Genomic DNA, 20,300 nt, shown 5'->3' with positions numbered 1-20,300 from the left:
TTAGTCTGTAATCGCGACAGGAACCATTAGTAGGTCCGGTGCTAGTTGCTTCTTGGCGATTTTCAACCCTTTTGCAATTTGATTTTTATAGCTTGAGTCAAGCTCTTCCCATTGACGTGTTTGTTTGTTCCAAACACCTTGTGCGCTGGCGTCGCGTGTTTGATAAATCAACGCGGTACGACCTATGCGTAAGAAGTCTACAGAACGCTCCTGACCATTAATCTCTTTCAAACCAGGATAAGCTTCAATTGTCTTGCCATAGTCCATTTCAACTTGAAAGGCTTCCATAACACGGCGAAATTTCTCCGAAGGAGATACGTCAGCTCTATCCATCATGCTTTGTAAATCAAGAATGCGATTGCTTCGCTCTTCTTCAAGGAAAGGCACATCAAGTGCTACGAATTGTGACAAACCGTCTATCATGCGCAACATCAGTGGCGTAATTTGACGCTCAACTACGCTAACTTCGTCAATGGAGCTATTTAAATCGAGCATCTCTTGAGCTTGATTGGCGATTTGACGGCGCAGTTGTGCGTTGTAAACCTCTAAACCTTCAATCTCTTTATTGAGGGTTTTAAATTGCTGAAGTTTGTCGTCAATTTGATCAGTGATGCTATTGATTTTACTTTGCGACTTTACGGCCGATTCATTAATCTCAGTTGCCTTTTCCACAGCAGGCTCTAAGTACTTGTCTTCTTGCGCCGTTACCGATGTACTCAGTAACAGAGTCGTTGCCGCGACAGCTAGTAGGGGTTTCATAAGCTTCATATACGCATCCTAATTCCAAATAAATACGGCGCTTGCACACCAAAATCTGGGCAAAGGATAGAGCGCTTGTATTACAGATTTATTACATGACTGTCATATTTGGAAAGGGCTTGTAACAAGGCTCATAAAAAGGCTGCGCGACCCATGGAGTAGCACAGCCTAGAGCAATTCAAAGAGTTTTATGAACTTTTTGTTGCAGTTTAGAAATCGTATTTATACGAGAGTGAAAATTGACGTCCGCGTGATTCAGAGCGCAATAACACGTCCTCAAACTCAAGCAATTTCGTTTCACCTAAGATGTTCTGCACTTTAACAGTAATTGTTGTATTAAAGTCAGGATAGTATTTATAGACCGTATCAAAAGAATGAAACGGTTGTTCAAAACTATCTTCAAATCCATCAATACCAGGGATCAGTATTCGATCGCCAAATACGTTGTACACAAGCGACACGCTGTGCTCACCGTTATCTGAATCGAAACCGCCCTGTAGGTTTAAGACGTATTGAGAGTGACCAGTGAGTCTACGCTTGAGGTTAGTAATCGCTGCCGATACACCGGTTTGATCAACGATATTTTGCCTATCGAGTTCAATTTCTGAATCACTGAGCGTGAGATTTCCTGAAACAAAGATGTTATCCCACACTTCACCGTCAATAAAATCCAAACCCTGCAGAAATTCTATTTCGACACCGTACAGTAGTCCGGTTTCTGCGTTCGCGATACGAATAAGAGGCGGCCCATCTTGCGCAGGAGACTGCACAGACTCAATAGGCGCATCCATATCTTTAAAAAACAAACCCACTGACAAGTTGTCTCCAGCCTCGCGGTACCATTCCCATCTTAAATCAAAGTTAATGATTGAAGTGGTTTTGATACCTGGTGTACCGGCAATTGGGAATTCGGTAAGTGGGTCGATGAATGTGGATGATGAGACTTCACGCAAATCAGGGCGAACCACTGTTTTACCAATACTTGCTCTGTATTGCATACTCTCATCTGGGATATAAGTGAAAGCAATAGCGGGGTAAAAATCACTTTCATTGAAAGCCAACTGGGAGCGGTCTGCGTCGTCTGGTAAATCAAATTGATTAGTGCGAGGGTCGAAAGGCGCTACCACTTGCCTAAAGTCTTCCCAACGCACTCCACCGCTGAAGCGCCACTTGTTTTTATAAAAGAAGTCGCCCTCTACGTAGTAAGCATCTACTTTCTGAGCTGCCGCATAATCATCACCTGCGATAGTAGTATCACGCAAAATTGGGAAACCATTTAAATTAAAGTTACTGGTATCGTTTAACACTGTGTCGCTAACAGCAGAGAAAAAGGAATCGCCAATAAGCAGGTCGGTGTTTGAAAACGCACGCGTATTTACATCGAATCGACGGTTTTCAGCGGTACGGGTTTTACTAACGAAATCCCCGCCGAACTTCACTTCCATTTCCCAGTTTTCAATCGCCATTGGATAGTTAATGTTATAACCAAAGTTTTCTAAGCGATCATGCAGAGTCTGAAAAGAGTAGCGCGCGGCTGTGGTAGAGTTATTTAATACAATCTCGTTGCTTGCATCAAATACACCATCTTCGTTGTCATCGCTGATAATGAAACGTGACGAAAAATTACCAGGTGCTTTTCTAACCGAACGTCCCACGCTGTATTGCCAATCGAGGCCAGCAAAGTCTAATTCTGGAAAGGTGTGCATGCCCCGTAGCTGATTAGTAAACAGTTTTCGCTCTTCATATTCGACATCGATATCGCGAATACGAAGCCCTTCAGCTTGGTTGATATTTTCTGTATTTCCGAACTTTTCGCTCACCTCATCACGGGTATCGTTCAAAAGAATGAGGCTATAGTTAATCGCGTGATTGCGGTTGTAGTCAATACCAAAATTGATCATTGTCGACCACTTAACGGTAGACTCAGTTACCAGTATGTCATCAAAGAATCGTGCAATCACAATATCCTCTTGCACACGGTCGGCTTGTTGAAGCTCATATTCTTTCGATACCGTAGTATCTGCATTATAACTACTGGTCACTAGGAAACCATAGCGAAGCTCGTCGTTTATGTTATAAGAGTTTCCGAGTGAAAAAGAGAAACCTGCATCGGGGCCAACACTGTCGATGAAAGGATCGTAGTCACGATTGACATCTTTGAATAACGCTAGCGCTTCTGTAGGCTCAAGATTATCCAAAAAGTCTTTATTCTCCCAACGGGAAGCAATTGACTGTGGTGCAGCACGCGTGCCATCGTCACGTCCTTGCCAGTCTTTATCGCCGCCATTGTAGGCCAAAGCGTCACCCGAGTTTTCAGTGTCATAACCGATACTTCCACTCACATTAAATACAAACTGAGTAGGAAGTGTTTTCAATCGAATATCAACATTACCGCCACCAAACGAGGCTGGCATTGACGGAGAAAACGACTTCTGAACGGAGAGGCTTTCGATAATATCAGACGGAAACAAATCAAGGGGAATAACGTTACGTGTTGGGTCAGGGCTTGGCACTGCTGCGCCGTTTAGTTGCGTTGAGGAATAGCGTTCGCCCAAGCCGCGTACATAAATAAACTTACCATCGACTAATGTCAGTCCGGTCACTCGTCGCAAAGCTGAAGCAGCATCACTGTCACCTGTTCTTGATATCTGTTCGGCACCCAAAATGTCGGCTACGAAGGCTTGATTCTTGCGTTCTTCTAGTACCGCAGTAGCCGTGCCTTTCAAGCGTGTTCCTGTTGCTACGACCTCTTCGATAGCTTCCTCATCATCCTGAGCAAAAGCCACAGATTGTGAAACTGTTAATGATGCCAGCACAGCCAATGTGAGCTGTTTTACAGGAAACCTTTTTGCAGGTTGATTCATATTAACCTCATATACTGCGAAAACTGTGTATCTTAAATAGGCAAATGCGCTACTTTAGTAACGCATTTGTTTTATCTTTATTGTGGAACGACTCTCGTGAAGTCCAATTTATAAACCAACTGTCCAATCAGCCGTCCAATCGTTATCTGCATCTTTCACCGCACCAATGAAATCAACGGGTGTAAAGAAGGAGTCAAGCGTGCTCACATCTGTAGGTGTAGTGGTATCGATAGTGAAGATACCGTTTAACACTGCAGTTTGGTTAGCAGCCATTGAGTTGCCTGTTTGTGCCATAAACCATGTAGTTTGGTTAAACGTGCCTGAGTCGTTAATATTCTCTGAACAGGCCAATACCGATGACTGAAACACCAACTGCGTAGTAGCCGTTCCATCCATGTTTTGCTCAAGTGTTGTATCACCATCAGATAAATCTGCTTCAAAACACTCGCCCATTTCTGCCGGCCCGGTCACCACAAAGTTATATAATTGAGCATTTGTTTGGTCTCTTAATAAGACCCCTTCAGAATCAGCGTCTGCGGTATCGAAAGCATTTCCTATGATAGTCATGTTGGCTACTGTTGGATTCGAAAAGGCAGTTCCTTGACCACCGTCACCATCACCTTCAATCGCACGGTTAGCATCGGAGTTATCAGTCGCGTGTCGAACTAACACAAACTGCATATTACCCGTGTAACCATTATCCCAGTCGACGCTATCGTCTTGAATATCAGTAAGAACCAAGTATTTCGCGTTCACTGCACCACCGAAGAACTCAACACCATCGTCGGCATTTTTGTGTACTTGTAAGTACTCAATCGTCGTTGCAGAGCCAACAGCACCGAAAGTAATTCCGTTCAGTTCGTTGTCAGGTGCTACCTCAAAACCACCGTGCATCACGCGAACGTAGCGCAATGTACCTGAGTTATCACTATCATCAGTGCCACCAAATACTGTGCCTTCTTGTGCGCCTTCAACTTGTAACGAACACGCTGTGCCGTCTTGTGGACACTTCGTAGAAGTACCATTTCCGAGAATGATCAAACCACCCCACTGACCGGCAGTACCATTATCAAGGCCAGCTTCCACACCATTTGCAATGTGTTGGCGCGAGGTAAATGTAATAGGCGAAGATGCCGTACCATTAGCATTTATTTGAGAGCCACGAGTGATGACTAAGTAGTCAGCACCAGAGCTACCATAAACCACCACACCAGGCTCTATCGTCAACGTGGTGTTGTCTGTATTATCGTTACCGACAAATACTGCACCAGATAAAGCGTAGTGATTACCGGCGGTTAAGCGAAGGTCGCTGCTTATTCTACCTGACACCTCACAAGTATTGGTCACACCATCAACTGCTTGAATAGCAGTAGTGCCTGCTGGGCAGCCAGAAGCAGAGGCAACCACACCTACTTCACCACCGCCAAAACCAAAGGCCCAACCTTCACGCCAGTCATCAGCACCGATTGCACCAATGAAGGTATTCGCTTCAAAGAAAGTATCAAGATTTGATGCATTACCGCCGCTGGTTAATAGAGCACTTTGCGAAGTAAGCGTGCCGTCAGCATTGAGACCGACATTGGCTCGGTCGGCGAAGGCAATCAAGTCGTTGTCGGCTTGATCATTAGTAAACCATGTCTCTAAATTCACATCGTTTTCAGTAAACGCAAAAGGAGTAGAACAAGCAATTACTGAATGCGTGATCGTAATATCACCATCGCTGAGGTTTGCCTGAGCAGTTTCATCAAAGTCTACTTCTAAACATTCACCCATACCTTCAGGGCCAGTCACCAGCATATTAATGATATTTGCACCGGTTTGATCGCGAAGTAACACCCCTTCAGAATCTGCGTCAGCAGTGTCGAAACCGTTACCGATAATTGTAAGGTTGGCTATTTTTGGTTGAGAAAAAGCAGTGCCATCACCACCATCGCCATCACCTTCGATACCGCGATTAGCATCAGTACCATCAGCAGCATGCTCGACATAGACATATTGTAGCTTACCCATGTAGCCGTTATCCCAATCAACACTATCATCTTGAATAGATGTTAGGACAACGTGCTTGGCATTTACCGAACCACCAAAGAATTCAATGCCGTCATCAGCGTTTGCATGCACTTGTAGAAAATCGATGGTAGTACCAGAACCTACTCCACCAAAAGTGATACCATTTAATTCGTTGTCGGGCGCAATCTCAAAACCCGCATATTTTACAACTACATAGTTGAGGGTACCTGAGTCATCGTTGTCATCGGTACCACCAAAAACAGCGCCGTTTTCTGCACCTTCAACTTGAAGAGAACACTCGGTACCATCTTGTGGGCATTTTGTGGTAGGCGCATTACCCAGTATGATGAGCCCGCCCCACTGCCCAGCTTGAACAGTAGAACCAATAACATCATTATATGAGGTGAATATTATCGGTGAAGAGGAAGTACCGATGGCCTCTATTTCAGAGCCCCGACTCACAACAAGGTAGTCAGCACCTTGGCTTCCGAAAATTATTGTTCCTTCTTCGATTTCTAAACTTACGTTGTCGGCATTATCGTTACCAACAAAAACTGGGCCAGTAAGCGCCCATACTGTATCGTTAGTCAGGCTAATAACACCATTATTTGTACTATCTGCTAGCAAGCGCCCGCTTAGCTCTCGCACTTCTACAGTTTGCCCTAGCGCTGTCGATACTTCTGTGGATAATGCAGTGTTGACCGTACCTGGCTTTGACTCATCACCAGTACCTGAATCGCCGCCATTGCCAGAATCGGAACCACCATTGTTGTTAACAACACTGTTGTCACTGTTATCAATAATATCGCCTTCGGATATATTGATATCCCCACCACATGCAGTAAGCGCCATAGTGGCGGCCAAAACAGAAACTTTAAATAGTCCGTTTAATTTCATTTGAATCTCCAAAACATCGACAAATAATAATAACTATCAGAATTTGAAAGGAGAGTACGCGATGTAAGTGACAGTTATGTTACATGACCATATTGTCACAAAAGTTTCATATAATGAGGCTTATCGTGCTTTTCAGGGAGCTTCAATAAGACTAAGCTGCTTAACCCTAAGCTCTTGATTAATCGGATAATATTTATTATCAGCAACCATTTCCTGCCCCTTTTCAGACAAAATGAAGCGTAAAAAAGCGCGTTCGAGCACAGGCAAGGCTTTACCCGGCTCCTTATTAACAACGATGTAAAGGTAGCGAGAAAATGGGTATTTTCCTGAAGTGATATTAGCGAGCGTTGGTGCAATATACTCTAGTTCAACACTGCCATCTTGACCTTTCATTGGTACACCTACAGACAGGGCTTTCACATTCTCGTCAACGTAACCCATTGCGGCGTAACCCAATCCTCCGACCGACGATGCAATCGACAACACTACCGATGCTGAACCCGGTAATTCGTTTACTCGTGCCTTATAATCGCCATCGCAAAGCGCTTGCTGTTTGAATAAATCGTAAGTACCCGAAGCTGAGTTTCGACCATACAACAGCACTTCGCGAGCATCACCAAACTTGGAGACAGCAAGATCGCGCCACTTATTGATGCGGATGGAAGAGCCACAGAAGCGAGTTGACGAAAATAGCGCATCAACTTGCTGTAACGAGAGTCTTTCAATCGGGTTATTCTTTTCAACATAAATGGCGATTGCATCAACTGCAACGATAATAGTAGTTGGCGGATAGCCATATCGACGGGTGAATTGACTAATTTCATTTGCAGTTAAGGCTCTCGACATAGGACCAATGGTCGCGGTACCTTGCGTAAGTGCTTGCGGTGCAGTTGCTGAGCCAGAGGCCTGTAATTGAAACTTCACGTGTGGATATTCGGTCTTAAAGGCTTCGGCCCACAATGATATTAAGTTGGCTAAGGTGTCGGAACCAACCGAGGAAATATTGCCGTACACGCCAGCTAAGGTCTTACTTCGCGCTAAATTTTTGGGGAGTGGAAGCATTTCTGGAGGCAAATCGATTTCTCTTTCTTGGCTTTGGCTTTGGCTAGGAGCATATTGCTTGGCAATGCTGTGCTTACTCAACGCCAGCAAAGCGAAAAAGATGACACCGACAAGCATGGCATAATGGCGCCACTTAACATGAAGATGATGTTTGCCTGATTGAATACTCACGGGCGACCTTAGCGTTGCGATTCGTAGATTAACTCTTCGGGCAGTATAAAAGAAAACTCACTGCCCTTGCCAACTTTACTCTCAATATTCAAAAAGGAATTGTGGTGATTTAATACATGTTTAACGATAGATAGCCCCAAACCTGAGCCTCCAGTCTTTCTTGAACGCGCTTTGTCTACTCGATAAAAACGTTCGGTTAACCTTCGTAGATGCTTGCTTTCTATGCCATCACCATTATCAATAACGGCAAAGTAGGCCCCCCCGCCTTTCGCTTTCCAATGCACCTTTATTTCACCCCCTTCCGGTGTGTAGTGAATAGCATTGAAAATCAAATTAGAACAGGCACTGCGCATCTCAGTTTCAACACCAAAAATGCGTAGTTTATTGTCTATCTTAAAGGTAATTTTGTGTTTCTTTTCTTTATTTAAGGCGGCAGCTTCCATTTCTATAAGATCAAACATGGCCTTCATATCGATCGTCTTTTCATAAATGCGTTCAGAAGAAGATTCAATACGAGATAATATGAGTAAGTCCTCAATCAGCGCCTGCATGCGTTGAGTTTGCGTACCCATTTCGCTCATTGCTTTATTAATGAATGGGCCTTGGTCACTATCGTTATCCGAAAGCACCTCTAGATAGCCATTGATAACAGTAAGCGGCGTGCGTAACTCATGCGATACATTGGCCACGAAATCTTTGCGCATTTCCTCTAATTGAGACACACGCGATACATCACGAACAATCAACAGCAATTGGTCTTCGCCATAGGCCATGATCCGATATTCAAAAGTCTTGTTCGGGTTCGTTGGAGCAGGAATTTCAATCGGATATTGATAGTCACCCGAATGGAAATAATTGATGAAGTCTGGGTGACGAATTAGATTATCAATTCGCCGACCATTATCATCGGGCCACTTGAAGCCCATCTCAATGCGAGCATGGCGGTTGCACCATACAATACGGGCTTCATCATCAACGACAACGACCGCATCAGGAAGGGCTTCTGAACCCTCACGAAAGCGTTTTACAAGTTCGCCCAAGTTGCGGCGCTTGTTTCTATTTCTACGCTGAAGGTGATAGATCCCCTCATATACATGCTCCCAAACACCTGGCGCTGAAGGTGGAGACATTTTTCTACTTTCCCATAACCATTTAGTAAGTCGGTAGAGGTGCAAGTAGTTGAAGGTAAGTAGCGTTAGGGATGCAATTAATAGTACTAAGGTGACATTACCCACGTATAGACCAAGCAGCACAATCAGGCCGACATACACCGATAGCCTGATAATACTTTTTGACCAAGAACGAGGGTAGTACATCTATATTTTACTCGAAAAGCGGTATCCAGCGCCCCTCACAGTTTGTACCATGGCATCATGACCATGTTGAGATAGTGCTTTGCGCAGACGGCGAATATGTACATCGACCGTGCGATCTTCAACATAGACGTTGGTTCCCCATACGTTATCGAGTAATTGTTCGCGGCTATAGACACGCTCAGCGTGAGTCATAAAGAAATGAAGTAACTTAAATTCGGTTGGCCCCATATCGATGGCATCGCCATGTGCACTCACCCGATGTGAAATAGGCTCAAGTATTAGACCGTTAAATTCTATTGGCTCTTCTTTACTAGTAGGCGTGACGCGACGCATCACAGCCTTGATGCGAGCGACAAGTTCTTTGGGCGAAAAAGGCTTGGTAACATAGTCGTCGGCACCAGCCTCCAAACCTCTGATCTTATCGTCCTCTTCGCCACGAGCTGTTAGCATAATCACTGGAATATCTCGGGTAAACTCGTGTTGCTTCAACTTTTTCGCCAGTTGTACGCCACTGCCGCCAGGTAGCATCCAATCGAGTAGAATAAGATCGGGATAAGGTTCCTGCACTTTTTCAAGGGCAATATCGAAGTCCTCGGCCTCTACAACAGAGAAGCCTGCTTGCTGCAAAATAAAAGATAACATCTCTCTGATCGGAGCTTCATCTTCCACTAACAAAATTGTGCGCGACATGGGTTGTACTCGTGACATAGTAAGAGCTCGCTATTATTAGAGTAATGTGTGACATTTTTATTAAAGTTCACCAAAAAGAACAGAAATAATCATTTTTCATGCATTTTCGACATGAAAACTCAATATTACCCTCTCATATTAGCGTTTACTTGCGCCATTACCAAGAATTATGACAAGCAAACACTCACTCTGGCTATTATCAAGACACGCCAATAAGTTCCATTTCTGACTAAATCGCACTTTATCAGGACACACCATTTAACTTGTCGTCTCAGTTACTTTCCCGCTTATGACCACAGTCAATTATTGTGTCTACATTGAAAATTCACTTGAAAATGCTTTTGATATTTGGAGGTCTGATTGATAGAGTGCGCGCATCTTTTTTACATATCAGAGCAAATGACTATGTGGTTTAAAAATCTCAAATTATATCAACTCACTTCCAGTATCGAACTAAGCGATGACGAACTTCAAACACAGCTAGAGAGTATGTCCTTTCGCCCTTGCGGTTCTCAAGACCTAGCGACCATGGGTTGGACCTCGCCTTTTAGAAATAGTGACATGCTTTTTCACAAAACCGACAATCGCTTTTGGTTAGTGTTAAAAAAACAAGATCGCATCCTACCCGCTTCTGTTATCAATAATGAACTTGCCGAAAAAGTTGCACAAATTGAAAAGGAAACTGGGTCGCCCGTGGCCAAAAAACAGCAACAAGACTTGAAGCAAGAAATTGTGCACCGTTTGCTGCCGCAAGCCTTTACAAAAAACAGTAGCACCCATGGTTTTATCTCACTTAAAGACAACTTGGTTGCTGTTGATGCTAGCTCTGATGGCGCAGCTGAAGCATTCCTTGCTTGCGTTAGGAAGTGTATAGGATCATTGCCTGTTGTGCCTTTTGCAAAAAATAGTAAACAAGAAATTCTCACCTCTTGGATACTTCAAGACAGTCCTGCCGATATAGAAATCTTAGACGAGGCTGAATTTAAATCGCCTTCAGAAGATGGTGCTGTGATACGTTGCAAATCTCAAGACTTAGACGCTGATGAAATGTTGGCTCATTTACAATCCGGAATGTTAGTGCAGAAAATTGCACTGGCTTGGCAAGATAGGCTCACCTGTATTCTAGGTGAAGACTTATCAGTTAAACGTCTAAAATTCACCGATGTAGTAAAAGAACAAAACGAAGATATTCCCAAGGATGAAATTAACGCCAAATTAGATGCTGATTTCACCCTAATGTCGGCAGAAGTCGTTGAACTGGCTAAAGCCTTACGTGATATTTTTGAGATTGACTCCGAACAATAAGCTTCATCAAGCAAACTATATGGCGGTTAGAAAAATAAATACCGCCATTTTTCTTAACTATTTTATTAAATTCAAAACTCTCAATTCCACACATCTTTTAGCAAGCACTTTCTAAGCTGAGTTCCTTATGCGCTCACAGCACATCTATTGAACTATCAACGCAAAAAAACCAAAATCCGTACTTTTATTACAAAAATAAAACAATCACGAATAATTTATCACATTAAACATCAAACCTTTATTTTTAATGGCCTGAATTAATAAAAACAATTTGTTGATGATGTTACTAAAAGATTAATTTATATCGTAAAAGGTGAATTAATAGTAATTTAATTACAGATTTAAGATTAAAAACAAGATTTTTTGCACTTTTCTGTAATTAAATTACAGAAAAGGCTGGATCTCTGCAAAAAAGTCATTAGTATACTTATCAACACAACGACACATTCATTAAATACTGGGAAAAAAAATGAAAACACTATTATCTATCGCATTAGCTACATCTGTATTTGCATCGTCAGTTTCAGCAACAAACGTTCAACTTCGTCCTGCTGATTCAACTTTCGAAACACAAGTATGCTTTACCGCAGCAACTGAAGGCTTAGAGGCCGCACGCACCATGGTTAAGAACAGCGGTGAGAATTTTGCTCGCTTCACAAGCACCTTAAGCTGCAATGGTTACTCATTGGAACGCGCTGCTAGAATCTTTAGCCAAAAAACGACACCAGTAACACCTGAAAAAATTACTAAAGTGAAGTTCATCACTGATGAAGCGACTGAATCAAAAGTATGCCGCGATGCAGTCCTAATTGGTGTTGACGCAGCCCTTGAAAAACATGACTTGAGTAGCCCAAACATTATTTGTAATGGCCGCACTATCGAATCATTTATCAAACGTTTTGAAGGAAGAACAGTAGCTTTATAAAGCTTATAGTGATGTTGGCAAGCATGCCTACATTACGAATTTGGAACAGGATCGTTCCCAGTAAATCCTGATTTGCCAAGGGCAGCTATATTGCTCTTGGCAACCAGCGAATCAGCCATCGTACTCGGTGCACGAAAAACCCTACTTTCTAGTTTTTATCAAGCTACTTATAGTTGCTTTCAATGTTTGTAATGCCATAGGCATTGTAGCCGTTCCATGGGCTAATCAGAGACAGTCACATTTCAGCATTCCATTAGAATATCGCATTTTGTAGCTTTTGAATTGTTGATAATGGCATTGCAGAGTCCTTACAAACATTTCTCATCAGAATTTGGTGTGTCCTCGTAAGAGCATATTGTCATGAGTAGCGATGAAAAATTGATTGCGCACACAAAAAAGCCCGGTGAGTTTGCAAACTCTACCGGGCTCTTCCAACTGTGGCCTTATTAAAGCTTAGGCAAAAATAGCTTTCGCGTTGTCTCTCATTTCTGCAAACTCTGGCGTGTGGTATTCGTCAAGTTCTTTGAAAATTCCTTTCTCCATGGCCTGAGTAAGAATTTCATCACCATTATCAGCTTGATTAGCCAATGCGGCGCCGATCCTTACAAAATCAATGTAAGTAATACCCGCTTCAGAAAACTCTAGGTTTCTCCAATGCTCAGCGCATTGAATAAATACATCATTGAACTGCCATTCACGCATGATGCTGCCCCCAATTCGACCAGATAGTTTTTCAATGGCGACATCTAAGAAAGTCGGATTAGCAAATACGCTGTCGTGTCTCTCTGCTTCAGTGAGTACAGGCAATGCACCAATATTAGCTACCAAAGCAGACAAGGTAATAGTGTCGAGACTCAAGTCTTTTTTCCCCGTGCTTTGCTGAAATGTTTGTGCCGCCGCCATAGCGTTCGCCACTATCTCAATCGTGTCTGTCCACATTCTAGCCATATACTTCTTAACGATGGCGTTCTTTGACACGAATAGTTGCTCCATTGCAAGCGCAGTGGCGATATTTTTCACTTGATTAAGACCAATACGAGTAACCGCTTGGGTAGTTGAAGTTACCTTTACCGTTCGGCCAAGATAAGCACTATTTGATATTTTTATCATGCGCGCACTGAGTGATGGGTCTTGGCCAACGACCTCAGCCATGCCATTTAGGTTGATATTGGGATCATCTGCCGACTTTCGGACCTTCAGAGCAATAGCAGGAAGTGTTGGTAAAACCAGGGTATCGTTATTAATTTTTTCAACTAGTATTGTTAACAGTGCATTTTGAGTAGACATGTAAATGAAACCTTAATTTTAATTTTTGTATCGCAACTAAATTGCCGTTGCCAACATGGTAAATCGTTATTTACTTTTTCAGGCGCTCTTGATAAGGCGGCCATCCTAGCGCTTTTCCAGCTAATACATGCAAATGAATATGATACACAGTTTGCCCGCCGTGCTCGTTACAATTCATTACCGTTCTATAACCGCTTTGTGCAACCCCTAAGTCATTTGCGACTTTCGCGGCAACCCTATGCATGTAACCAACTGTTGCCTCGTCCTCTTCAGCGATGTCATTAGTCGTCGCTATCGCCTTTTTAGGAATAACGAGAAAATGCACCGGTGCCTGTGGACTGATATCCTTAAATGCTAATACACGCTCGTCTTCAAACAGTATATCGGCCGGAATCTCTTTATTTATAATTTTTGTAAAAATAGTATCTGTTGGTACTACATTAACGTCATTCATAGTAGCAGTCCTTCTCGTAAACTATCGATTATATTGCGTATATAAATTAACCCAAAACTATGTATAACAATACGAAACCTAACACCAGTCTGTAAATAACAAATGGCAACATACCAATTTTAGAGATCCAGCTCAAAAAAAGGAAAATGCACAAATAGGCTGCTACAAAAGAGAAAGCGGCGCCATACACAAGTTCCATCCAACTGACTTTAGCGACATTTTCTAACAGGTCTAAGACCGAAAATAAACCCGCTCCCAATATAATAGGAATAGAAAGTAGAAAAGAAAAGCGCGCGGTACTCTCACGATCGAGGCCCATCATGAGGCCTGCCGTCATTGTGATACCAGAACGCGAGGTACCTGGAATGATGGCAACAGCTTGTGCTAAACCGATAATAACCGTCTCTTTTAAGCCTATTTTTTCTATACTTTTTGTTTGCTTTGCCTTGACATCGGCGTACCAAAGCAACAAACCGAAAACAATGGTAGTAATTGCAATAACTAATGCAGTTCTGGCGTTGAGTGCTATCCAATCTTTCATTAAATAACCAAAAATAACGCCAGGAATGGTCGCAATCACCACCCACCAGGCAAGTTTGCTCTCTGTTGTTTGTTGTTTGCTGAAGCCATGTGAAAACCAACCCACTGTGAGCTTCGCAATGTCGTTGCGAAAATAAATAATAACAGCAAGCAAACTCCCAACATGCACCGCAACATCAAAAGCCAAGCCTTGATTTCGCCAACCCAGAACTTCAGCCGGCAGTATCAAATGAGCGGAACTGGAAATCGGCAAAAACTCAGTAAGCCCCTGAATAATTGCCAATATAATAATTTCGAACCAAGTCATGATTGCGTAGAACTCCATGTGTAATCAGCAACCCAAAGGTTCTGTTTTTGTTTATCGTAGTCAGCCCATAGGCTGCGGTAGTCTTTTTTCACAATGGGGTGTTTGTGGGTAGGCACTAAATCAGCCAGAGGCTGAAGCACAAATGCATTGTATAAAATCTCTTCTCTGGGCAAAACGATCGGCTCTTGGCTTACGACTTCATCATAAGTTAGCAAGTCGAGATCGAGGGTACGTGAAGCAAACTTTTTGGCTCCACGCACCCTGCCATTATTATCTTCAATTTTTTTTAATACGCGACAAACTTCATCCACACTCATGTCGGTGCTTGCCGACACAACTAAATTAAAAAAGCTTGCACCAGTAAAACCTACCGACTCACTCTCATAAATAGGCGATAGCCCCAACTCTCCGAAGGCGAGCTCAAGTTCATTTAAACCCGCTGTTGTGTGTTTCTCTTTGTCGATATTGGAGCCCACACTGATCAAAATAAAGTGACTCACTACTCACGCTCTCGGTAAATAGAAATGGCAACATTCTCAGCATTCTTCAGAATATCGGGTTTATTAACGGTAAGTCTTATCGAATATGGCTTAAATTCGGCAAGTATGCTCTCTATCATTTCCTTAGCCAATGCTTCAAGCAGGTAGTACGATGATGATTGTGCAATTTCATCTAAACGTTCAGCCACCTTACCGTAATCGATGGTGTCGTTAACATCATCTGATTCAGCAGCCGCTTGCAAACTTGTTTGCATCTCAACATCAAGTAATAAACGTTGTTTGGCGTGGCGCTCAAAGTCATAAACGCCGATAAGGGCCTGAACGCTGAGGCCTTGTATTTTTACTAAATCCATTGTTTCCACGTTATCGCCTAGCGATTATTTATATCTTTTAGTAGTCTAGGGTAATTGTAACCGCAAGACAGGGCCCAAGTATATGATTTCATTCACTGTGATGATGATGCTTGCTGCCTATCTTTTGGGTTCAGTCTCAAGTGCCATAGTTGTCAGTTTCTTATTTGGCAAAGGTGATCCTCGACGTCAAGGTTCGGGAAACCCAGGGGCAACCAATGTTTTACGTATCGCCGGCCCCGTTGCCGCGGCCTTAGTATTAATTTTTGACGTATTAAAAGGTACAGTGGGCGTATATGTAGCATTTTTACTTGGGCTTGGTGAACTAGAACTGGGGCTAGTTGCTATTTGCGCTTGTTTGGGCCATATGTACCCGGTTTTCTTTGGTTTTTCTGGCGGTAAAGGAGTCGCGACAGCTTTAGGCTGTTTAATTTCAATGGGTTACAGTTTGGCTGCCTATTTGTTTGGCACTTGGCTTATCGTAATACTGCTATGTGGCTACTCTTCGCTAGCGGCCATCGTAACAGTCAGTTTCGCGCCGCTTTATACTTATCTTTTTAAACCAGAATATACCTATGCGGTAATCATGCTCTCAGTGCTCATCATATTCAAACACCGCGCTAATATTCGACGTTTATACAGAGGTGAGGAAAGCAAAGTTTGGAAAAAAGGTAAGGCAAACGAGTAGTAGTTCTGCCTACTATTGATAGCGTGATAGCCCACTCAAATAGCCGATAAAGAATCTAAAGGCCAACGGGGCATTGCTTTGGCATTCAAACCAATTCTTTCCCCAGCCATTAACCTTTGCGCGCCAGCGTATGCAATCATGGCACCATTATCAGTGCAATACTCAAAAGCTGGATAATACACTTCAATTCCCTTTCGTTTACTCAAGTCTTGGAGCGATGCTCGAAGTTGTTTATTCGCACTTACGCCGCCGGCAATCACCAAGCGTTTTTGTTTAGTTTGCTTAAGCGCCCTTTGGCATTTAATTAATAGTGTATCTACCACTGCCTCTTGAAAGGCGAAAGCGATATTTGCTTTTGCTTGCTCGCTGCCGTCACAAGCTGAAATGGTGTTTGCAGCAAAGGTTTTCAAACCACTAAAACTCATATCAAGGCCTGGACGTGAGGTCATCGGTCGTGGGAATTGGTAGTGTCCAGCCTCGCCTTTTTCCGCAAGCTTCGCTAATAGCGGCCCCCCCGGATAGTCTAAACCGAGCAGCTTCGCAGTTTTATCGAAGGCCTCTCCAGCAGCGTCATCAAGAGATTCACCTAGAACTTCATACTGCCCAATCCCCTGCACATCAACTATCATGCTGTGCCCGCCGGAGACTAATAAGGCAATAAAAGGAAAATCGGGCGGATTATCATCTAGCATCGGTGCTAAAAGGTGTCCCTCCATGTGATGCACTCCCACCGCAGGAATATCCCAAGCATACGCAAGGCTACGCCCTACCGATGAGCCGACTAACAAGGCCCCAACTAAGCCTGGGCCTCGAGTGTAAGCTATGCCATCAATATCATCAGAGTGTAGTTTAGCCGCCGCTATGGTCCGCTTAACCAACGGGACTATTTTACGAACATGATCTCTTGACGCTAGTTCAGGCACCACACCACCATAATCGGCGTGCAACTTCACTTGGCTATATAACTCATGAGCCAGCAAACCCTCATTTGTATCATAAATAGCAATACCTGTTTCGTCGCAAGAAGTTTCAATGCCTAGGATTTTCATATATGGCCTTATCAATAACAGTGTTGGTTTGCGAATAATAGCAATAAATAAGTAGCTTTAGAGAAAATTCGTCACGAGTTCGCAAGAATTTCAAGCACTTAAAAGTGCACCTAAAAAAAATAGCAAAAACATAGGATTTAATTGCGTGATCTCGGTGCATTCAAAGCGGAGCTAGTATATACTGCGCACCGCTGTCGGAAAACCAACAAAAGTGAATATTTTTGTACTAAAGCGCTTTACAACCAAGCCTAAAAGTTTTAGTATTCCGCACCATTTTTTAAGCCCGGGTAAAAATACATGCCTGGAAGATTAGACATCTAAGGTGATGAATTAATGCCAATCGTGAAAGTAAGAGATAACGAACCGTTTGATATCGCGCTAAGACGCTTCAAACGCTCATGTGAGAAAGCTGGTGTACTATCTGAAGTTCGCCGTCGCGAATTTTTCGAAAAGCCAACTTGGGAACGCAAGCGCAAGAAAGCTGCTGCTAAAAAGCGTCACATGAAAAAGTTAGCTCGCGAAAACGCACGTCGTATCAAGTTGTACTAAGCACAACTTGACAGGCTAACAGCCAACTCTATTCTAAACGGGCGTCTTATGGCGCCCGTTTTTGTTTTGTAAAAAGGAAAGTGTAATGACATTACTTGAATCGCTAAAAGAAGCGCAAAAAAACGCAATGCGCGCTAAAGACAAAGACACACTAAAAACACTAAGAATGGCTTTGGCGGCTGTGAAACAGCGAGAAGTTGATGAGCGCATAGAGCTTAACGATACCGATGTACTAGCCATTATCACGAAAATGGTAAAGCAACGTAACGAATCAATCACTCAATTCAAGGCAGCGAATCGCCAAGATTTAGTTGACGTTGAAGAAGCTGAAATCGCAGTTCTTCAAGGCTTCTTACCACAAGCCCTCACTCAAGACGAAATAAATGCGCTAATCGACCAAGCGATGGCCGAAACAGGCGCTGCGACAATGCAAGATATGGGCAAAGTAATGGGCTGGTTAAAGCCAAAAGTCACAGGGAGAGCAGATATGGGCTCACTCAGTGCCAGCATCAAAGCAAAATTGAATTAAGCAAAAAATCAGCTAAGCTACATGCCTCTTTGTTTCATTTATTGAGCACAGAACAATGGCCCTTCAGCGCCTAACTGTGCTCATACTTATTCGTGCTTGAAAAGGACACCCATGGCCGGACGCATTCCTCGTGATTTTATTGACGACCTTGTTGCTCGTAGCGATATCGTTGATATTATTGATTCGCGAGTAAAGCTCAAAAAAGCAGGAAAAAACCACCAAGCGTGCTGCCCCTTTCATAACGAAAAGAGTCCTTCCTTTTCTGTTAGCCAGGAAAAACAATTTTATTATTGCTTCGGTTGTGGTGCCAAAGGCAATGTCATTAGCTTCTTAATGGAGTTTGATCGACTTGAATTTCCCGAAGCAATCGAAGAGCTAGCCAAAAACTACGGCATGGAAGTTCCGCGAGAAAAAGGTGGAGCTCCTGCCCCGACAGCCCAGCAAAAGAGCCAGCGAGAACAAGATTACTTGCTTATGGAGTCGGTAACACGCTTCTTTCAGCATCAACTTAAGAATCATGCACAAGCACCCAAGGTTATCGATTATCTTAAAGGAAGAGGTTTAAGTGGTGACGTAGTCAAAGCGTGGGATATGGGCTTTGCACCACCTGAATGGGACTCTGTGCTTAAAACCTTTGGTACAGATGACCACAAACAGTCACGCCTGCTAGAGCTAAAGCTTATCTCAGAAAATGACAACAAACGTCGTTTTGACTTCTTTCGAAATCGTGTCATGTTTCCTATTAGGGATAAACGTGGGCGTGTTGTAGGTTTCGGCGGCAGGGTAATGGAAGATGACGGTCCCAAATACTTGAACAGTCCCGAAACCCCTATTTTCCATAAAGGCTTTGAGCTATTTGGGCTATACCAAGCTCGAAAAAACAATCGTAAACTTGAACGTTTACTCGTTGTTGAAGGCTACATGGACGTTGTTGCCTTAAGTCAGTTTGATATTCAATATGCGGTAGCGGCCTTGGGCACAGCAACAACACCTGAGCATATTCAGGCGATGTTCAAATCTACCAGCGAAATCGTATGTTGTTATGACGGTGATAGGGCTGGCCGCGAGGCAGCTTGGCGCGCATTGGAAAACGCACTGCCGTTTCTGAAGGACGGCGTAGCAATGAAGTTCTTGTTCCTGCCGGATGGCGAAGATCCCGATACGATGGTTAGGCAAATAGGCAAAGATGCTTTCGAGGCCTTACTCAACGATGCTGTTCCACTTTCCAAGTTCTTCTTTGATAACTTGTTACAACGTCATTCAGTGAGTTCTAATGAAGGTAAAGCCGCCCTAAAAGCAGAAGCATTGCCGCTGATAAATCAAATTCAGGGAGAAAATCAACGTGAACTATTACTACTTGATTTGTCTCGTCTCTTCGGTGAAGAAGCGAAAGAGACTTTAGCCAGAGATATAAAAAACGCTAATAGTCGCAGAGCCCCTCGTAAAATTGATTATCAAGCCCCCAAAAAAATCAAGCAGTCGCCACTTCGAATGATGCTGCGTTTACTGCTCGATGCGCCAGAGCTTGCCTCAAAGTGCAAAAATGTACAGCTCAGTTTATTGCAACAAACAGCGATACCTGGTGTTCCCCTTTTGATCGATTTACACGCCTACTGTTATGCAAATCCCAAAGCAAATACCGGCATGGTGTTAGAGGCGTTTAGAGAGCATCCCAACAGCAAGCATTTGGCTCAATTATTAGAAAGCGACTTACTCTCTGGCGAAATGAACTTGAAAGCCGAATATCTTGGTTGCTTTAAAAAATTACTAAATTGGCATTTTAGCGCTCGCCTTGATGAGCTAATGGCAAAAGCAAAGTTCTCTGAGCTTAGCAATGACGAACAGCAAGAGCTAAATCTCTTGGTGACTAAACTGAATTGATTAGCGCAAAACAACACTGCAGTATCAAGGTCTAATGTCGATATACATATTATAGGTGTTTAAAATAGAGAGTTGAGATACTCGCTGCACAGATTAATGAACAAAAAGCGCGAAAAGCTTAACGACAATTAGGATTATTTGAGCTTCAACATAAATCCGATTATCAC

At 43.2% G+C, this 20,300-nt stretch carries 18 protein-coding genes; 6 read left to right on the top strand and 12 right to left on the bottom strand.

All coding sequences use genetic code 11. The annotated features are described in order from the left end of the window. The 6 genes from ISG33_RS00815 to phoB form a co-directional block, all read right to left on the bottom strand. The gene (locus ISG33_RS00815; protein WP_195731687.1) at positions 1–768 is read right to left on the bottom strand and encodes a DUF3450 domain-containing protein; all 768 of its coding nucleotides are present in this window, start codon (positions 766–768) and stop codon (positions 1–3) included. Between the two features lie 200 nt (positions 769–968). Next, positions 969–3,623: a TonB-dependent receptor domain-containing protein gene (locus ISG33_RS00810; protein WP_195731686.1), complete on the bottom strand. Its 2,655-nt coding sequence runs from the start codon at positions 3,621–3,623 to the stop codon at positions 969–971. A gap of 108 nt (positions 3,624–3,731) precedes the next feature. Then, positions 3,732–6,530 carry a beta-helix domain-containing protein gene (locus ISG33_RS00805; RefSeq protein ID WP_195731685.1) on the bottom strand — a complete coding sequence of 933 codons (2,799 nt, stop codon included), beginning with the start codon at positions 6,528–6,530 and terminating at the stop codon, positions 3,732–3,734. 132 nt (positions 6,531–6,662) lie between these two features. Then, positions 6,663–7,763, bottom strand: coding sequence for a PstS family phosphate ABC transporter substrate-binding protein (locus ISG33_RS00800; RefSeq protein ID WP_229333404.1), 1,101 nt, complete (start codon positions 7,761–7,763; stop codon positions 6,663–6,665). Positions 7,764–7,771: 8 nt separating this feature from the next. Then, the gene (gene phoR / locus ISG33_RS00795) at positions 7,772–9,079 is read right to left on the bottom strand and encodes a phosphate regulon sensor histidine kinase PhoR (protein ID WP_195731684.1); all 1,308 of its coding nucleotides are present in this window, start codon (positions 9,077–9,079) and stop codon (positions 7,772–7,774) included. After that, the gene (phoB, locus tag ISG33_RS00790) at positions 9,080–9,769 is read right to left on the bottom strand and encodes a phosphate regulon transcriptional regulator PhoB (protein WP_195732951.1); all 690 of its coding nucleotides are present in this window, start codon (positions 9,767–9,769) and stop codon (positions 9,080–9,082) included. Between the two features lie 405 nt (positions 9,770–10,174). Here phoB and rdgC point away from each other — a divergent pair, with 405 nt between their 5' ends. Continuing rightward, positions 10,175–11,074 (top strand): recombination-associated protein RdgC, encoded by a 900-nt coding sequence (gene rdgC / locus ISG33_RS00785; protein ID WP_195731683.1) that lies wholly within the window; start codon positions 10,175–10,177, stop codon positions 11,072–11,074. Between the two features lie 469 nt (positions 11,075–11,543). After that, entirely contained in the window at positions 11,544–11,999 is a 456-nt protein-coding gene (locus ISG33_RS00780; protein WP_195731682.1) for an ABC transporter ATP-binding protein, read from the top strand. 453 nt (positions 12,000–12,452) lie between these two features. Here the strand turns inward: ISG33_RS00780 and ISG33_RS00775 are convergent, their stop codons facing one another. From ISG33_RS00775 to folB, 5 genes are all read right to left on the bottom strand, one after another. Then, positions 12,453–13,286, bottom strand: a complete 834-nt coding sequence (locus tag ISG33_RS00775; protein WP_195731681.1) for an HDOD domain-containing protein — start codon at positions 13,284–13,286, stop codon at positions 12,453–12,455. Positions 13,287–13,356: 70 nt separating this feature from the next. Beyond that, on the bottom strand, positions 13,357–13,740 hold the full coding sequence (locus ISG33_RS00770) for a histidine triad nucleotide-binding protein (RefSeq protein WP_195731680.1): 384 nt from the start codon (positions 13,738–13,740) through the stop codon (positions 13,357–13,359). A gap of 46 nt (positions 13,741–13,786) precedes the next feature. Continuing rightward, entirely contained in the window at positions 13,787–14,587 is an 801-nt protein-coding gene (locus tag ISG33_RS00765; RefSeq protein ID WP_195731679.1) for an undecaprenyl-diphosphate phosphatase, read from the bottom strand. After that, positions 14,584–15,087 carry a 2-amino-4-hydroxy-6-hydroxymethyldihydropteridine diphosphokinase gene (gene folK, locus ISG33_RS00760; protein WP_195731678.1) on the bottom strand — a complete coding sequence of 168 codons (504 nt, stop codon included), beginning with the start codon at positions 15,085–15,087 and terminating at the stop codon, positions 14,584–14,586. Before folK ends, ISG33_RS00765 begins: the two co-directional genes overlap by 4 nt. Further along, entirely contained in the window at positions 15,087–15,440 is a 354-nt protein-coding gene (folB, locus tag ISG33_RS00755) for a dihydroneopterin aldolase (protein WP_195731677.1), read from the bottom strand. Before folB ends, folK begins: the two co-directional genes overlap by 1 nt. An 82-nt stretch (positions 15,441–15,522) precedes the next feature. On the opposite strand from folB, the gene plsY reads away from it, so the two are divergent. Then, positions 15,523–16,125 carry a glycerol-3-phosphate 1-O-acyltransferase PlsY gene (gene plsY, locus ISG33_RS00750; protein ID WP_195731676.1) on the top strand — a complete coding sequence of 201 codons (603 nt, stop codon included), beginning with the start codon at positions 15,523–15,525 and terminating at the stop codon, positions 16,123–16,125. A gap of 35 nt (positions 16,126–16,160) precedes the next feature. Here plsY and tsaD read toward each other — a convergent pair whose 3' ends face one another. Next, positions 16,161–17,174, bottom strand: coding sequence for a tRNA (adenosine(37)-N6)-threonylcarbamoyltransferase complex transferase subunit TsaD (gene tsaD / locus ISG33_RS00745; RefSeq protein WP_195731675.1), 1,014 nt, complete (start codon positions 17,172–17,174; stop codon positions 16,161–16,163). 333 nt (positions 17,175–17,507) lie between these two features. Here tsaD and rpsU point away from each other — a divergent pair, with 333 nt between their 5' ends. From rpsU to dnaG, 3 genes are all read left to right on the top strand, one after another. Beyond that, a complete protein-coding gene (gene rpsU / locus ISG33_RS00740; protein ID WP_014109792.1) occupies positions 17,508–17,723 on the top strand; it encodes a 30S ribosomal protein S21 in 216 nt (71 codons plus the stop codon). A gap of 85 nt (positions 17,724–17,808) precedes the next feature. After that, positions 17,809–18,252 carry a GatB/YqeY domain-containing protein gene (locus ISG33_RS00735; RefSeq protein ID WP_195731674.1) on the top strand — a complete coding sequence of 148 codons (444 nt, stop codon included), beginning with the start codon at positions 17,809–17,811 and terminating at the stop codon, positions 18,250–18,252. A 111-nt stretch (positions 18,253–18,363) separates the two neighbouring features. Beyond that, entirely contained in the window at positions 18,364–20,133 is a 1,770-nt protein-coding gene (gene dnaG, locus ISG33_RS00730; protein WP_195731673.1) for a DNA primase, read from the top strand. Positions 20,134–20,300: the final 167 nt, after the last annotated feature.

Origin of the sequence: Marinibium conchae (assembly GCF_015595035.1) — a bacterium.
Lineage (GTDB): Bacteria > Pseudomonadota > Gammaproteobacteria > Enterobacterales > Alteromonadaceae > Glaciecola.
Note: the sequence above shows the minus strand (reverse complement) of the source record. Positions and strands in the feature narration are given on the sequence as shown.

Coding starts and splice junctions, on each gene's coding strand:
- rpsU (WP_014109792.1), top strand. CDS start 17,508: ATGCCAATCGTGAAAGTAAGAGATAACGAACCGTTTGATATCGCGCTA.
- ISG33_RS00765 (WP_195731679.1), bottom strand. CDS start 14,587: ATGACTTGGTTCGAAATTATTATATTGGCAATTATTCAGGGGCTTACT.
- phoR (WP_195731684.1), bottom strand. CDS start 9,079: ATGTACTACCCTCGTTCTTGGTCAAAAAGTATTATCAGGCTATCGGTG.
- plsY (WP_195731676.1), top strand. CDS start 15,523: ATGATTTCATTCACTGTGATGATGATGCTTGCTGCCTATCTTTTGGGT.
- ISG33_RS00775 (WP_195731681.1), bottom strand. CDS start 13,286: ATGTCTACTCAAAATGCACTGTTAACAATACTAGTTGAAAAAATTAAT.
- rdgC (WP_195731683.1), top strand. CDS start 10,175: ATGTGGTTTAAAAATCTCAAATTATATCAACTCACTTCCAGTATCGAA.
- ISG33_RS00770 (WP_195731680.1), bottom strand. CDS start 13,740: ATGAATGACGTTAATGTAGTACCAACAGATACTATTTTTACAAAAATT.
- ISG33_RS00805 (WP_195731685.1), bottom strand. CDS start 6,530: ATGAAATTAAACGGACTATTTAAAGTTTCTGTTTTGGCCGCCACTATG.
- folB (WP_195731677.1), bottom strand. CDS start 15,440: ATGGATTTAGTAAAAATACAAGGCCTCAGCGTTCAGGCCCTTATCGGC.
- ISG33_RS00810 (WP_195731686.1), bottom strand. CDS start 3,623: ATGAATCAACCTGCAAAAAGGTTTCCTGTAAAACAGCTCACATTGGCT.
- tsaD (WP_195731675.1), bottom strand. CDS start 17,174: ATGAAAATCCTAGGCATTGAAACTTCTTGCGACGAAACAGGTATTGCT.
- ISG33_RS00735 (WP_195731674.1), top strand. CDS start 17,809: ATGACATTACTTGAATCGCTAAAAGAAGCGCAAAAAAACGCAATGCGC.
- ISG33_RS00815 (WP_195731687.1), bottom strand. CDS start 768: ATGAAGCTTATGAAACCCCTACTAGCTGTCGCGGCAACGACTCTGTTA.
- phoB (WP_195732951.1), bottom strand. CDS start 9,769: ATGTCGCGCACAATTTTGTTAGTGGAAGATGAAGCTCCGATCAGAGAG.
- ISG33_RS00780 (WP_195731682.1), top strand. CDS start 11,544: ATGAAAACACTATTATCTATCGCATTAGCTACATCTGTATTTGCATCG.
- dnaG (WP_195731673.1), top strand. CDS start 18,364: ATGGCCGGACGCATTCCTCGTGATTTTATTGACGACCTTGTTGCTCGT.